The following is a 15,248-nucleotide window of genomic DNA, read 5'->3' as shown; positions in this document are numbered from 1 at the left end:
GCGCGCAGTTCCCCGCGCCCCTGGTGGGGCCTGGCCGCCGTACGGATCCTTCCCCTACGTCGGGGTGGCTCGGCACATCCGGGGGTGGGCTGGGCGTGCCGTTCGCCGCGGCCCTCGGGGGGCTTTCTTTGTCGGTCATGGGTGGACCAAGGGCTTGAGGGTGGTGAATTTGTGGGTGCCGATGCCGGGAACCTGGCGGAGTTGGTCGAGGGTTGTGAAGCCGCCGTGCTGGGTGCGGAAGTCGAGGATGTGTTGGGCCAGGACGGGGCCTACGCCGGGGAGGGCGTCGAGTTGGGGGGCCGTGGCCGAGTTCAGGCTCAGGGGGGTGGTGGTCGAGGTCGTGGCCGAGTCGGGGGGTGGGGTCAGGCCCACCAGGAGTTGTTCGCCGTCGGTCAGGGGGCGGGCCAGGTTGAGGGCCGTGGTGTCCGTGCCCGGGAGGGGGCCGCCGGCCGCGGTCAGGGCGTCGGCCACGCGGGAGCCCGACGGGAGGCGGCGCAGGCCGGGGTGGGCCACCTTGCCCGCGATGTCGATCGTCAGGGCGGGCCGGGTGGTGGCCGGTGCGCGCGGGGCCGCGGCTGCCGGGACCGCCGCCGGGACGCGGACCGCGTGCGGGCGGCCCGCCACGTAATGCCGTACCGCGAGCCCTACGGCCACCAGCAGCACGACCGCCAGTGCCAGCACCGTGCGGAATTCCAGCCCGCAGCGCAGCAGCAGCCACGTACGCAGGCCGTCGAGCCGGCCGCCCGGCGGCGGGGGTGGGGGCGGGGGTGGGGGCGGCGGCAGTGGCTCCGGCGGCGGGGACAGGTCGTCCCGCGCACCGAAGATCGCGGAGGCACGCTCACGCGTGTGCGCGGCCATGGCCTGCGCGGCGGCCTTGCGGCGCGGGCGGATGACGGTGATCGGGCCGACCTGGCCCAGTGGGTTCGCGTTCATACCGATCATCGTGGACCGCTCGGAACCCACCGCGATGATCTTGGTCCGCAACCTGTGGATAACTCACAGCCTGTGGACAACCGCGGTCAGTGCGGTGAGATCACCGCACCCAGCAGTCCCGGTCCCGCGTGCGCGCCGATCACCGCGCCGACCTCGCTCACCACCAGGTCGTCCAGGCCCGGTACGCGCTCACGCAGCCGGTCCGCGAGGGTCGCGGCGCGCTCCCCCGCGGCGAGGTGGTGCACCGCCAAGGCCACTCGGCGGGTGCCCGCCTGCTCCACGACGATCTCCTCGAGGCGGGTGATCGCCTTCGAGGCGGTGCGGACCTTCTCCAGCAGTTCGATCCGCCCGTCGGCGAGCCGCAGCAGCGGTTTCACCGCGAGGGCGGAACCGAACAGCGCCTGGGCCGCGCCGATCCTGCCGCCCCTGCGCAGGTAGTCGAGGGTGTCGACGTAGAAGTACGCGGAGGTGTCCGCGGCCCGCTTCTCCGCCGCCGCGACCACCTCGTCGGCGGTGCCGCCCGCTTCCGCGGTCTCCGCGGCGGCGAGGACGGTGAAGCCCAGGGCCATCGCGACCATGCCGGTGTCGACGACGCGCACCGGGACCGGGGCGTCTTTCGCCGCGATCAGCGCGGCGTCGTGGGTGCCGGAGAAGTCGGCGGACAGGTGGAGCGAGACGATCGCCGACGCGCCGGACGCGGCGGCGGCTTCGTAGGCGGCGGTGAATTCGAGGGGGGCCGGGCGGGAGGTCGTGACCGGGCGGCGGCGCTGGAGCGCGCGGGCTACTGCGGGGGCGGAGATTTCGGTGCCCTCTTCCAGGGCCTCGTCGCCGATCACCACGGTGAGGGGCACGATGGTGATCTGGTGGCGGATCAGGGCGTCGCGGCCTAGGTAGGCCGTGGAGTCCGTGACGATGGCGACGTGCGGGGGCATGTCCGGGAGATTACCCGGGGTGCAGGTCGGGGCGACAGCTTGGGCCTGGGCGGCGGGGCGCCTCATTGCCGGCTGGGCTGGTCCTCAAGCGCCGGACGGGCTGCCTTTGGTGAACGCCCGCGCCCACCACCCCGCGCGTCCTCAAACGCCGGACGGGCTCGAACCGCCACCCCCACCCGCGGACAGGGGACCTTCGTCAACGCCCGCGCCCACCACCCCGCGCGTCCCCAAGCGCCGGACGGGCTGGATCGGCTGGTCCGCGCCATTCGCCGGCCCCGCGCCCAGGAGCGCCCAGGGTGGGCAGGATCCGGCACCCCCACCCACGGACGGGTGGAATCGGCGGCGTACGCGAACCCGCCCCGGAGGGGCTATTCGCCGGGGGAAGGGAGTTTGGGGGGCTGGGTCGGGGTCCAGTGGCGGAGGGCGGCGGATTCGATGGCGATCTGGTCGGTCAGGGAGGCCAGGTCGTCGGTCGTGGCGTGGTGGGCGCGGTCCTGGGCCGCCCAGCGGAGGGAGTCCGCGGAGTGGGTGACGTGGTGGACGCGGGTGGTGAGTTCGGGGAGGCGGGCCGCGATGCGGGACTTGTCCGGCTCGCGTTCGAGGAGTTTCAGCTCGCCGTCGAGGGCGCGGGCGTGGTCGTTGAGGCGGGCCAGCAGGGACGCGGCCTCGGCGAGGGCGGCGTCGTCCTCGCGGCGCTCGTCCAGCGCCGCGAAGGTGGCGTCGATGGCGGTGCGCAGGTCGATCCGCAGCTGGGCGACCTCGCCCGCGACGCCGGGTGTGGTGTAGCGGCGGGCCTTGAGCTGGGTGTCCTCGACGACCCTGCGGGCCTGGGCGGTCCCGCGGGCCACCCCGCGTTTGACCGCGCGCACGGTCTTGACCGTCGCGACCGTGGCCAGCGCCGCGAAGACCAGCAGGAACAGGAGGACGACGATGCCGGCGGTTTCCACGAGCGGCTCCTCCTGATGTCGTCGGCGCGACGGGCTGCACTGTCCACGGTAACCGCACGGGGCAGGCCGGTGGAATCCGGTGGATCCCCCGGCCTGCCCCTAAGGGGCGACGGCCATCGCGGAGGCCGCAGCCCTCAGACGACGATGTTGACCAGCTTCGGCGCGCGCACGATGACCTTGCGGATCGCCGCGCCGCCCAGCGCCGCGACGACCGCGGGGTCGGCCAGTGCCAGCGCCTCCAGGTCGGCCTCGGAGACCGTGGGCGAGACCTCCAGGCGGGCCTTGACCTTGCCCTTGATCTGGACGACGCAGGTCACCTCGGGGTCCTGGGCCAGGTCCGGGTCGGCGACGGGGAAGTCGGCGTGGGTCAGCGAGGTGGTGTGGCCCAGCTTGGACCACAGCTCCTCGGCGATGTGCGGCGCCAGCGGGGCGATCAGCAGCACCAGCTGTTCCGCGACCGGGCGCGGCACGGGCGCCGCGGCCTTGGTCAGGTGGTTGTTCAGCTCGGTGATCTTGGCGATGGCGGTGTTGAAGCGCAGCTCCGCCATGTCGCCGCTGACGCCGTCGATGGCCTTGTGCAGCGCGCGCAGCGTCTCCTCGTCGGGCTCGGCGTCGGAGACGGTGACCTCGCCGGTCGCCTCGTCCACCACGTTGCGCCACAGCCGCTGCAGCAGCCGGTACTGGCCGACGACGGCCCGCGGCTCCCAGGGGCGGGAGACGTCCAGCGGCCCCATGGCCATCTCGTACAGCCGCAGGGTGTCGGCGCCGAACTCGGCACAGATCTCGTCGGGCGTGACCGCGTTCTTCAGCGACTTGCCCATCTTGCCCAGCAGCCGGCTGACCCGCTCGCCGGCGTACCAGTACTCCCCGTTCTGTTCCTCGACCTCGGCCGCGGGGACGGCGATGCGGCGCGCGTCGCGGTAGACGTAGGCCTGGATCATGCCCTGGTTGTACAGCTTGTGGAAGGGCTCGAAGGACGAGACGTGGCCCAGGTCGTACAGCACCTTGTGCCAGAAGCGGGCGTACAGCAGGTGCAGCACGGCGTGTTCCGCGCCGCCGACGTACAGGTCGACGCCGCCGGCCGGCTGGCCCTCGCGCGGGCCCATCCAGTACGACTCGACCTCCGGGTCGACCAGCCGCTCGCTGTTGTGCGGGTCCAGGTAGCGCAGTTCGTACCAGCAGGAACCGGCCCAGTTGGGCATGGTGTTGGTCTCGCGGCGGTACGTGCGCGGGCCGTCGCCCAGGTCCAGTTCGACGGTGGTCCACTCGGCATTGCGGGACAGCGGGGTCTCGGGCGAGGTGTCGGCGTCGTCCGGGTCGAAGGTGCGCGGGCTGTAGTCGTCCACCTCGGGCAGTTCGACGGGCAGCATCGAGTCGGGCAGGGCGTGCGGGACGCCGTCCTCGTCGTAGACGATCGGGAAGGGTTCGCCCCAGTAGCGCTGCCGGCTGAACAGCCAGTCGCGCAGCCGGTAGTTGACGGTGCCCGCGCCGATGCCGCGCTCGCTCAGCCAGCGGGTGACCTCGGCCTTGGCCTCGACGACGCCCAGGCCGTCCAGTGAGATGCCGGAGCCGGCGGAGTTGACGATCGTGGCGTCGTAGGAGACGAAGGCGTCGTCCCAGCCGGCCGGATCGGTGCCGCGGCCGTCGGTGGGCCGGACGACGCAGCGCATGGGCAGTTCGAAGGCGCGGGCGAAGGCGAAGTCGCGGGTGTCGTGGGCGGGGACGGCCATGATGGCGCCGGTGCCGTAGCCCATCAGGACGTAGTCGGCGATGAAGACCGGGACGGGGTCGCCGCTGACCGGGTTCACGGCGAAGGCGCCGGTGAAGACGCCGGTCTTGTCCTTGGCTTCCGCCTGCCTTTCCACGTCGGACTTCGACGCGGCCTGCTTGCGGTAGGCGGCGACGGCGTCGGAGGGCGTGGCATGGCCGCCGGTCCACACCGGGTGGGTGCCCTCCGGCCAGGCCGCGGGGACGATGGCCTCGACCAGTTCGTGCTCGGGCGCCAGCACCATGTACGTCGCGCCGAACAGCGTGTCCTGGCGGGTGGTGAAGACGGTGATCGCAGTGTCCGCGGCGGCCTGGCCGTCGGCGGTGTGCACGGCGAAGTCGACCCTGGCGCCCTCGCTGCGGCCGATCCAGTTGCGCTGCTGCAGCTTGATCGCCTCGGGCCAGTCCAGCTTGTCCAGGTCGGACAGCAGCCGGTCGGCGTAGGCGGTGATGCGCATCATCCACTGCCGCAGGTTGGCCTTGAAGACCGGGAAGTTGCCGCGCTCGGAGCGGCCGTCCGCGGTGACCTCCTCGTTGGCCAGCACGGTGCCCAGGCCCGGGCACCAGTTGACCGGCGACTGGGCGGCGTACGCCAGCCGGTGCCCACCCAGGACGTCGGCCTGCTCGGCGGCGCTCAGCTCGGCCCAGGGGCGGCCGTCGGGCGTGGTGCGGGTGCCGTCGGCGAACTGCGCGACCAGGTCGGCGATGGGGCGCGCGCGGTCGGCGGCCTGGTCGTACCAGGAGTTGTAGATCTGCAGGAAGATCCACTGCGTCCAGCGGTAGTAGTCGGGGTCGATGGTGGCGAAGGAGCGGCGGCGGTCGTGGCCCAGGCCCAGCCGGCGCAGCTGCGCCTGCATGGTGACCATGTTGGCCTCGGTGGAGACCCGCGGGTGGGTGCCGGTCTGTACGGCGTACTGCTCGGCGGGCAGGCCGAAGGCGTCGAAGCCCAGGGTGTGCAGCACGTTGTGCCCGGTCATGCGCTGGTAGCGGGCGTAGACGTCGGTGGCGATGTAGCCCAGCGGGTGACCGACGTGCAGTCCCGCACCCGAGGGGTACGGGAACATGTCCATGATGAACTTCTTGGGCTTGGCCGCCAGCTCCGGGTCGGAGTCCAGGTCGCCGCTGGGGTTGGCCGCGGCGAAGGTGCCCTCGGCCTCCCAGCGGTCCTGCCAGCGGCGCTCGATGTCGGCGGCCAGCTGTGCGGTGTAGCGGTGCGGCGCAGCCGTCTCGGCGGCCGGGGTGGTGTCGCTCATCGTCCTCGGTACTCCATCGATGTCATGACGGCTGCTGCGGCCCGTCTGCCTGAGTGCTGCCTGCACGCGCAAACCTGCACAAACAAAAAAGCCCCTCGCGCAGGAGGGGTGCCGCACCGACGTGGTTCCTTGTCAGCGCGGCTCGCTAAGCAGGAGGCTCATGGCTCGCATGCCGCCAGGTTACCGCAGCGGGTGCGGCCCCCGCACCGTTGACCGGTGCGGGGGCCGCGGGGTCCTGCTCACTCCGCTCGGGAACCGCTAGTGCGCGTGCTTGGGCGGCAGCGAGGAGGTGACGTAGCCCTTGGCGGGCGTGCCCACCCCGGTGACGTCGTCGTAGCCGACCGTGGCGTGCAGCGAGGCGTCGGCGCCGAGCGTCCGCAGGGACACGATGGTCCCCTCGGAGGCGTCGAAGGCGTTCGCGTAGTCCACGCGGACCACGGCGAGGCCCTGGCCCTGACCCAGCGGGTGGTCGGTGACGTCGTGGTAGACCGGCGTCCCGTACTTGGCGTAGATCAGCGGGTTGGCGAAGCCGATCGCGATGCCGTGCCTGGCCTGCTGTGCGAGGGCCTGGACGCCGGCGATGACCGGTGCGGCCAGCGACGTGCCGCCGATGCGGTACGTGCTGTACTGCAGCGACCCGTCGGGGTACGACTGGGTCTGGCCGACCAGGAAGCCGGTGTTCGGGTCGGCGACCGCGGCGATGTCGGGCTCGACACGCTGCTTGACGGTGCCGCCGTTGGCCAGCGCCAGCGAGTCGGGGACCACACCGCGCTGGTAGAACGGCTGGTCGTAGAGCTTGCTGGTGCCGCCGCCGGCGCCGGAGGTGTACGGGCCGGGGAAGCCGGTCCAGCTCTTTCCGTCGTCGGACAGCGGGGCGCGCTCGGTGCCCCAGCCGGTCTCCCACTGGTACTTGTCGTTCTTGCCGACCGCCAGCGAGGTGCCGCCGACGGAGGTCGCCCACGGGGAGTTGCCGGGGGTGTCGGCCTGCTTCACACCGGTGGACGCGACGTTGTCGCCCGCGTCGCCGGAGGAGAAGTAGAAGCCGATGCCCTCGACCGCGCCCTGCTGGAAGACCTGGTCGTAGGCCGCCGCGATGTCCGGCGTCTCGTTGGCCTCGACGTCGCCCCAGGAGTTGGAGACGATGTCGGCCAGGTGGTTGTCGACGACCTTGTTCAGGGCGTCGAGCAGGTCGTTGTCGAAGCAGGAGGCACCGCCGACGTAGACGATGTCCGCGTCGGGGGCGACCGCGTGCACCGCCTCCACGTCCAGGGTCTCCTCGCCGTACCAGCCGCCGGCGTCGCAGTCCTCGGTGCTGTTGTAGTCGGCCGGGAGGACCTGCGAGAGCTGGCCCTTGCGGTACTTCTGGCCGCCGGTGTCCTTGGCGTAGCGTGCCGCGTCCTGCGCGATGTAGGGCGAGGCGTACGCGTCGGTGATGGCCACCGTCACGCCCTTGCCGGTGTACTTGCCGGCGCCGTACGCGGCACGCAGCTGGTCACCGGTGTAGCCCTTGATCGCGTACGGGGCCTTGCTTCCGTACGCGTCGGGGTACTTCGGGTCGGTGTTCGAACCGTAGTACGTGGAGAAAGGCCCGGCGTTCTTGAAGACCGCGTCGGGCGGCGGCAGGGCGTCGTCGTGGCTGGACTTCTTCGGTGCCGTGTCCAGGCCGGTGACGGTGAGCACCGCGCCGTTCAGCGAGGCAGGTGCCGTGGCATTGCCGGTCGGGGCACGGTAGGTGTGGCCCGACTTGCTGTAGTTGTGCAGCTGGGTCCCGAACGCCTTCTCCGCCGCCGCCACGTCACCGGTGGCGGTGAGGTAGTGCTTGTTGGCGCCGGTGACCTTCAGGCCCGAGGACTTCAGCCAGGCGGTGACCGCGGCGACCTGCGCCTTGGTCGCGCCGTAGGCGGCCTGGGTCTGCGCCGCCGTCAGGTAGTGCCCGTACGAGGCCGAGTTCGGGTCGGACACCGCCTTGGCGTAGGCCGCCAGGCCCTTGGCGTCCTTGCCCGCCAGGTAGACCCGGACGGTCACCTTGGCGGAGTCGGCCGTGGCACCCTTGTCCGCCTGGGCGGTGGCCCACTGCGGCTTGGTACCGGAAAGGAGTTGGCGTCCTGCGGACGGGTCGGCCGACGCGGACTGGGTGCCAAGCGCGAGCGCGCTGGCGACCAGCGGCAGCGCGGCGGCAGCCACCAGTCCCACGCGCGTCCTTCTGCGCTCAAATCTCATGTAACCCCCATGCGAAGCGAGTTGTCGCGTTATTCGCGTTGGTCGCGCACTGCGGTGTCGCCGCTATGCGTACACGCCGCACCGCAGAGCGACACTCTTTCGCTGAACAGTTCATGCCAGGGACATGGAATCACCAAGAGCAGGTCAAGGAACGACCACCTCCGCATGCCACCGGCCGCCGGGCGAACCGACGCTAGCAGCGCGGAAGTTGCCCCGACAGAGGGCGAAATCCCGGCCTGACGGGGCAATTCGCCCCGCCCCGGTGAGGCGGGGCGGACCGCGGCCCGGCACGACGTAACGTCGCTGGCGGGCACAGCCGGCCGGCGAAGGGCAGGGACCATGACATTCCACGCGCTCCATCACGAAGGCGACCTTCCGCTGCTGCTGCCCAACGCCTGGGACGTCGCCTCCGCGCTCGCCTTCGCCGACGCGGGCTTCCCCGCCGTCGGCACCACCAGCTTCGGCGCCGTGGCCGCGGCGGGCGCACCGGACGGCGGTCGGGCCAGCAAGGACGCGACCCGTACGCTCGTCCGCCGGCTGTCCGCCCTGCCCGTGTACGTGACCGCCGACATCGAGGACGGCTACGCGGCGGAGCCCGGCCAGGTCGCCGAGTACGCGGCCTCCCTCGGCGTGGCCGGGGTCAACCTGGAGGACAGCTCGGACGGCGCCCTGGTCGACCCGGCGCTGCACGCGGCGAAGGTCGCCGCCGTCAAGAGCCGGGCGCCGGGGCTCTTCGTCAACGCCCGCGTCGACACCTACTGGCTCGGCCAGGACGCGAGCGTCGAGGCCTCCCTCGCCCGCGCGCTGGCCTACGTCGAGGCCGGCGCCGACGGCGTCTTCTTCCCCGGCGCCACCGCGCCCGCCGACCTGCGCGCCCTGACCGCCGGCACACCGGTCCCGGTCAACGTCCTGCTCGTGCCGGGCCTGACCCTGGCCGAGCTGGGCGAACTCGGCGTCCGCAGGGTGAGCACCGGGTCGCTCCCCTACCGCGCCGCCCTGGACGCCGCCGTTTCCGTCGCCACCGAGGCCCGCGCCGGCCGCACGCCGCCCAAGGCGACGCCGTACGCGACGATGCAGCAGCGGCTGGTGCGGCACAGCCAGGCGGGGTGAGCGGGCGTCATGTGCGGGGCGCGGCCCGAATCGTGCGCTCACCCGTGCGCCTGTCACAGGTGGGACAGCACGTTGACGACACGGCCGTGCGGGTCGCGTACGAAGAAGCGCCGCACACCCCACTCCTCGTCCTGCAGGGGGTGCACGATCTCGGCCCCGCTCCCCCGCACCGCCTCGTAGACCGCGTCCACGTCGTCCACCTCGACGCTCATGTCGGCGACCACCGGCGCCGTCAGGTCGGCCGCCATGAAGCTGACCTGCGCGCCCGGCGCCACGGGAGAGGCGAGCGTCACGATCCACCCCAGGTCCATGGCCTCCTCGAACCCCAGCAGCCCGTAGAAGCCGCGGCTTGCCGCCACGTCCTCCGACCGCACGTTGGGCACCACACGGCGAACGCTCACGGCGACCTCCGATCCGTAGACCACGACCTCTGCCGGCGCCACCGGCCGTACCGGCTCCACCGGCGATCTCCTTGCCGGCGCACGGGACCGCCGACCGTGACCCGGGACCTGTACCGGGGACAATCCCGGCACTACACTGCCCCCATGATCTCCGGACCCCACTGAACGACCCGCCGTCCGCCGCGCAATGCGCCCGGACGCCCGGTCGTTCACCTTCCGCCCGACTCCGGAGACCCCTCATGTCCCGCCCTGCCCCGGGCAGCGCGTCCTATCGCGCTGTCCTCGCACTGCCGCGCGCCCGCGCGCTCTTCGCCACCGCCACGCTGGCCCGCATGTCGTACGGCCTGCTCTCGCTCCCGCTGCTGCTCGCCGTACGCGACGGCACCGGGTCCTACGCCGTCGCCGGCACCGCCGCCGGGCTGTTCGGCCTGGCCTCGGCCGTCCTCGGCCCGTACCGCTCCCGGCTGGTCGAACACCGCCGCGCCGCACTCCCCGCCCTGACCCTGCTCTACGGCGCCCTCCTCGGCTGCCTGGCCGCCGGGGCCGCGCTCGGCATGGAGGCGTGGCTCGCGGTGGCGCTCGCGGTGGCCGCCGGGGTCTTCCCGCCGCCCGTCGGGCCGCTGATGCGGACCCGCTGGGGCGAACTGACCGGCAGTCAGGAGCAGCGGCAGACCGCGCTGAGCCTCGACGCCGTGACCGAGTCCACCGTCTTCGCCGCAGGCCCGGTCCTCGGCGGCCTGCTGACCGCCGCGACCTCGGCACCGCTGGCGCTCGCGGCCACCGCGGTCGTCGCCGTGGTCGGCTTCACCGCCTTCGCGTCCGTCCTCGGCCCGGCCGCCGTGCACGCGCCGGCCGCCGCGGACGTACGCCGCAGGCTCGGGCCGCCTTCCGCACCGGGCTTCGGCACGCTCCTGCTGATGGTCCTGGGCAGCGGCAGCGCGCTGGCGCTCGCCGAGGTGGGCGTCGTGGCCGCCAGGGGTGCGGCCGTCGCCGGTCCGCTGATGGCCGTGTGCGCGGTCGGCGGCGCCGCCGGCGGCCTCCTCTACGGCCGCACCCGGTGGCGTGCCTCAGCCCGCACCCGCCTGCTGGCCCTGGGCGCACTCGCCGCCGCCTGCTACGCCCTGCCCGCCGCGGCCCCGGCCCTTGCCGCCGTCGCCCTCGGCCTCCTCCTGGCGGGCGCCTGCTCCGACACGCTGCTGATCACCGCCTACCTCCAGGTCGACACCCTGGTGACGGCCGGCTCCCGCACGGAGGCGAGCGCGTGGATCAACACGGCCTACAACCTCGGCAGCGCGGCAGGCTCAGCGGCCGCCGGCATCCTGATCGCCCGCTACGGCCCGGCCCCCGCCTTCCCAGCGGCCACCGCAGTCCTCCTGACGACCACAGCCCTCGCCACCCTCCTGACCCCCCGCCCCCCGACCGCCCGCGCGGCAGTGTGACGGAGCCCGGGAGCATGTCCAGCTCCCGGGCTCCAGCTTGCCACCCAATTGCGCACACCGACGGCGTTTAAGAGCCGCGGGTCATGTTGAGATCGACGTGTTCTGCCTTTGAACTACAGCGCCACGAGAGAGGCGCCGGGGGGACTTGAACCCCCGTCCGTCGATGTTCGCCCACGCTCGGTCGATCCGGTGTTCGGCGGCGAATACTGAGACTGGAGCGAGAATCTGAGTTTCACGGGGCCGCCTCTGCCAGGCTTGGGCCACCCCCGCACGTGGTGCGGGGAGAGGGATTCGAACCCCCAACTGACACCCCTTCATCAGCTTCAACATCAGTTTCAGCTTGCGCTCATCGCGCACCCTCCGCCTCGCGACGGAGGGCGTATGTGGCGGCTACCGGAAGAGGTAGCCGAAAACCGCGTCGCCGACCCGCTGGTCGGTGACCTCGGTGTTGTTCGCCTCCTCGCGGGCGAACTTGACGGCCTGCTGGAGCTTCTCCACGCGGTCGAGGAGCTCGTTGACCCGCCGGGCGGGCAGCGCGCCGGAGAACTTCACCGTGGTCCAGTAACCGACCGGGACGTCCTCGTAGTACACCTCGACCTGCGCCGGGTGCTTCTCCGTGGCCTCGGCCTTCACGTGGTTGCGCGGGACCTTCTTCGTGCGGATGGTCCGCACCGGGTCCGTCTTCCACGAGTCCGTCGACGGGTCCAGATTCCACGACTCGGAGGCGTCGAGCACCGGCAGCTTGCGCACGAAGGTGTGCAGATCGGTGAGCTGCTTCTCCAGGAACAGCAGGTACGGGACCGGCACCTGGGGCAGCAGCACCGTACCGTCGACCACCACGTCCGCGGCCGCGGACCGGTTCGCCCAGTCCTTCGTCGCGGTCACGTCGAAGAGCCGCGTCAGCGTCCCGGCGGTCGTCCGCAGAGCGTCCTCGGCCTTGATCTGCACCCGCGTGGACTCGGGCGGCAACTGCTCGCCCTCCTCGTCCTTGGGCTGATAGGTCCGGGAGATACCGGCAAGCAGGGCGGGCTTCTGCACGTCCTGGTGAGCCTGGGTGAGCTCTTGGAGAGCCTTGGACTTGACGCCCTTTTCGACTGCGATGATCTGATTCAGCTTCGGCACACGGCGAACCTAACAGCCCCGCACCGCACTCACATCCGATTAAGCGCCTGCCCCGTCTCTTCCAGCCCGGGGGGGCGGGGCGGCGAGCTGACCAAGCTGAGGGAGCCCCTCGCCGCGGCAGAGAGGAGGCAGGGCCTGGCCGCAAAAATGCGGTCAGGCCCCGCCTTCTGATCTGTGGAGCTACGGGGAATTGAACCCCGGACCTCTTGCATGCCATGCAAGCGCTCTACCAACTGAGCTACAGCCCCGCGCGGTGCCGGTATGGGCGGCGACCTGGGGTTACTTTACACGCTGGACGGGGAGGGGCTGCAAATCGTTTGGCGGGCGGTCCGCGGGCGGCGGGGGTGTTCATGCGCCGGCAACAAAACGGGAGGACTTGGCGGGTTACGGTGGCGGGGGCCGACTGGACGAGACGGGGGGAGGCCGCTGTGACCACCGCGTTCGATCCGATTGACCTGGGCGGGAGCCGGTTGCGGAACCGGATCGTGATGGCGCCGATGACGCGCAGCCGGGCGTACGGGCCGGGGCTCAGTCCTACGGCGAGCACCGCCACGTACTACGCGCAGCGCGCGTCCGCCGGGCTGATCGTCACCGAGGGGACGCAGCCGTCGGCCGGGGGGCAGGGCTACCCGGACACGCCGGGGCTGCACAGTGCCGAGCAGGCGGCCGGGTGGCGGCGGGTGACCGACGCCGTGCACGAGGCGGGCGGGCGGATCTTCGCGCAGCTCATGCACACCGGGCGGATCGGGCACCGCTCGCTGCTGCCCGACGGGCTGCGGCCGGTGAGCCCGTCCGCGGTACGGCCCAAGGGCAGCGTCTACACCGCGCAGGGGCCGCGGGAGTTCGAGGAGCCGCAGGAGCTGACGGAGGAGGGCATCGCGCGCGCCGTCGAGGAGCACGCGGCCGCGGCACGCAACGCGGTCGCGGCCGGCTTCGACGGCGTCGAGGTGCACGCCGCCAACGGCTACCTGGCCCACCAGTTCCTCGCGCCGAACGCCAACCTGCGCACCGACGGCTGGGGCGGCTCGCCCGAGCGGCGGGCGCGCTTCGCGGTGGAGCTGGTGACGGCGGTCGCGGAAGCGATCGGCGCGGAGCGCACGGGCCTGCGGATCTCGCCGGGCAACCCGCTGGGCGACATCGACGAACCGGACCCGGAGCCGGCGTACACGGCGCTGCTGCGCGCCCTGGAGCCGGTCGGCCCCGGCTACCTGCACATCGTGGAGACGGGCGAGCGCTCGCTGACCCTGGAACTGCGCAAGCGCTTCGCGGGGGCGCTGATACTCAACGCCAGGACGCAGGGCCGCCTGTCGGGCCCGGAAGAGCTGGCTCTGGTCGAGGACGGCACCGCCGACCTCGTCTCCTACGGCGCCCTCTTCCTCGCCAACCCCGACCTGCCGGAAAGGCTGCGCGCGGGCGGCCCGTTCAACACCCCGGACCGGGCGACGTACTACGGCGGAGACGACCGCGGCTACACCGACTACCCGGCGCTGGAGACGCGGCGGCAGCCGCAGCCGTAGAGCCGCAGACCGCCGCCGGGCACCCGGCGGAAGCGTCCCCGGAGCGTCAGGCCGTACGGCCCCGGCCCCGTGTCAGCGCCACCGCCGCGCCCGCCACGGACACCGCGGTCAGGGCCGCGGCGGTCACCGCGAAGGCGTGGGCCGAGGGGTGGACGCCGGGCAGGTCGAGCCGGTTGAGGAAGAGCGTGCCGAGCGCGGCCACCCCGATCAGCTGGCCCAGCTGTGTCACCGTGGCCAGCAGCCCGCTGGCGTCGGCCGCGTCCTGCGGGGCCACCGTGGACAGCGCCAGGGTGAAGGTCGGGCTGAACCCGAGGCCGAGGCCCGCGCCGAGGGCGAGCAGGGACACGTAGAGCGCGGCACCGCCGTCCCCGCCGCCGCGCAGCGCGAGGCCGAGGCCGGCGAAGGACGCGGCGGCGACCAGCAGGCCCGCCGCGGGCAGCCAGGGCCGCCAGGACACCGGCAGCCGCCGCCAGTTGAGGCCGACGCCGCCGAAGGAGACCGCGGCGACAGCGAAGGTCAGCCCGGTGCGCAGGGCGCTGAAGCCGAGGCCGGTCTGCAGGTGCAGGGCGACCGCGAAGAGGAAGCCGGCGTTGACGGCCATGGTCGTCATGATCACGATGACGGCCCGCAGCATGCCGGGCGCCCGCAGGACCCGCCCCGACACCAGCGGGGCGCCGCCGCGCCGGGCGAGCCGCGACTCCAGCAGCATGAACAGGCAAAAGAGCAGCACGCTGAGCCCGAGGCAGACCCAGCCCCACACCGGCCAGCCCTCCTCCTGCCCCAGCACCAGCGGGACCGTGAGCAGTGTCACAGCCGCGGCCAGCGCGGTCAGGCCCGGCAGGTCCAGGCCGCGGCGCCGTGCGGGGTCGCGCCGCCCGTCCTGGGGCAGCACCCGGGGGGCGATCACCAGCATCACCGCGCCGATGGGCACGTTGACCAGGAAGACCGGCCGCCATCCGGTGCCGAAGAGGTCGGCGCTGACCAGGATGCCGCCCAGCGACTGGCCGAGCGCGGCACCGGAGGACAGGACGGCGGAGTAGACGCTCATCGCGCGGGTCCTGGCCTCACCGCTGAAGGTGAGCTGGAGCAGGCTGAGCACCTGCGGGATCATCAGCGCGGACCCGGTGCCCTGGACGAAGCGGAAGCCGATCAGCTCACCGGTGTTCTGGGCGAGTCCGCAGGCCAGCGACGCGGCGGTGAAGAGCGCGAGGCCGGTGACGAACAGCCGGCGGTGACCGAAGAGGTCGCCCAGCCGCGCCCCGGTGATCAGCAGCACCGCGTAGGCGATGGTGTAGCCGGCGATGATCAGCTGGAGTGCGGCGCCCGAGGCGTCCAGGTCGGTGCGGATGGTCGGGGCGGCGACGTTGACGATGAAGACGTCGAGCAGGGCCATGAACTGGCCGATGAGGATGGTGGCGAGCAGCAGGCCGGGCCGCGGCCCCGCCCTGCCGGGTTTCGTGGTGCCGGGATCGACGGCGGGGCGGTGGGCGGGCGCGGTGGCGCCGTTCAGCACGGGCTGTGTCATACGCATGATCCTGCGGGCGGCGCGATACCGGTAACGAGAGCCCGGTGATCCTGGTACTGCCAGCACCTGGCAGGCGTGCCGC

Annotated in this window: 11 protein-coding genes and 1 tRNA gene; 3 read left to right on the top strand and 9 right to left on the bottom strand. The window is 72.6% G+C overall.

Annotation, left to right across the window (positions count from 1 at the left end):
- Positions 1–135 precede the first annotated feature (135 nt).
- The 5 genes from JT723_RS01640 to JT723_RS01620 form a co-directional block, all read right to left on the bottom strand.
- On the bottom strand, positions 136–933 hold the full coding sequence (locus JT723_RS01640) for a ComEA family DNA-binding protein (RefSeq protein ID WP_240164886.1): 798 nt from the start codon (positions 931–933) through the stop codon (positions 136–138).
- 86 nt (positions 934–1,019) lie between these two features.
- Positions 1,020–1,865 carry a DegV family protein gene (locus JT723_RS01635; protein ID WP_205042493.1) on the bottom strand — a complete coding sequence of 282 codons (846 nt, stop codon included), beginning with the start codon at positions 1,863–1,865 and terminating at the stop codon, positions 1,020–1,022.
- A 368-nt stretch (positions 1,866–2,233) separates the two neighbouring features.
- Positions 2,234–2,812 carry a hypothetical protein gene (locus JT723_RS01630; protein ID WP_205042492.1) on the bottom strand — a complete coding sequence of 193 codons (579 nt, stop codon included), beginning with the start codon at positions 2,810–2,812 and terminating at the stop codon, positions 2,234–2,236.
- 134 nt (positions 2,813–2,946) lie between these two features.
- Entirely contained in the window at positions 2,947–5,832 is a 2,886-nt protein-coding gene (leuS, locus tag JT723_RS01625) for a leucine--tRNA ligase (RefSeq protein ID WP_205042491.1), read from the bottom strand.
- 258 nt (positions 5,833–6,090) lie between these two features.
- Positions 6,091–8,052, bottom strand: a complete 1,962-nt coding sequence (locus JT723_RS01620) for a S53 family peptidase (RefSeq protein ID WP_205042490.1) — start codon at positions 8,050–8,052, stop codon at positions 6,091–6,093.
- A 339-nt stretch (positions 8,053–8,391) separates the two neighbouring features.
- Between JT723_RS01620 and JT723_RS01615 the strand changes: the two genes are divergently transcribed.
- Complete coding sequence (locus JT723_RS01615) at positions 8,392–9,162, top strand: isocitrate lyase/PEP mutase family protein (protein ID WP_205042489.1); 771 nt, start codon at positions 8,392–8,394, stop codon at positions 9,160–9,162.
- 53 nt (positions 9,163–9,215) lie between these two features.
- On the opposite strand, the gene JT723_RS01610 is transcribed toward JT723_RS01615, so the two are convergent.
- Positions 9,216–9,563, bottom strand: coding sequence for a VOC family protein (locus tag JT723_RS01610; RefSeq protein WP_205042798.1), 348 nt, complete (start codon positions 9,561–9,563; stop codon positions 9,216–9,218).
- A gap of 239 nt (positions 9,564–9,802) precedes the next feature.
- Here JT723_RS01610 and JT723_RS01605 point away from each other — a divergent pair, with 239 nt between their 5' ends.
- The gene (locus tag JT723_RS01605) at positions 9,803–11,002 is read left to right on the top strand and encodes an MFS transporter (RefSeq protein WP_205042488.1); all 1,200 of its coding nucleotides are present in this window, start codon (positions 9,803–9,805) and stop codon (positions 11,000–11,002) included.
- 390 nt (positions 11,003–11,392) lie between these two features.
- Here the strand turns inward: JT723_RS01605 and JT723_RS01600 are convergent, their stop codons facing one another.
- Together JT723_RS01600 and JT723_RS01595 are read right to left on the bottom strand one after the other, a co-directional pair.
- Complete coding sequence (locus tag JT723_RS01600; protein WP_205042487.1) at positions 11,393–12,124, bottom strand: DUF7873 family protein; 732 nt, start codon at positions 12,122–12,124, stop codon at positions 11,393–11,395.
- Positions 12,125–12,299: 175 nt separating this feature from the next.
- A tRNA-Ala gene (locus JT723_RS01595) sits at positions 12,300–12,372 on the bottom strand.
- 180 nt (positions 12,373–12,552) lie between these two features.
- Between JT723_RS01595 and JT723_RS01590 the strand changes: the two genes are divergently transcribed.
- Positions 12,553–13,641, top strand: coding sequence for an alkene reductase (locus JT723_RS01590; protein WP_205042486.1), 1,089 nt, complete (start codon positions 12,553–12,555; stop codon positions 13,639–13,641).
- 46 nt (positions 13,642–13,687) lie between these two features.
- Here JT723_RS01590 and JT723_RS01585 read toward each other — a convergent pair whose 3' ends face one another.
- A complete protein-coding gene (locus JT723_RS01585) occupies positions 13,688–15,166 on the bottom strand; it encodes an MFS transporter (protein ID WP_205042485.1) in 1,479 nt (492 codons plus the stop codon).
- Between the last annotated feature and the right edge of the window lie 82 nt (positions 15,167–15,248).

It is taken from the genome of Actinacidiphila bryophytorum, from assembly GCF_016916835.1.
Lineage (GTDB): Bacteria > Actinomycetota > Actinomycetes > Streptomycetales > Streptomycetaceae > Actinacidiphila > Actinacidiphila bryophytorum.
Note: the sequence above shows the minus strand (reverse complement) of the source record. Positions and strands in the feature narration are given on the sequence as shown.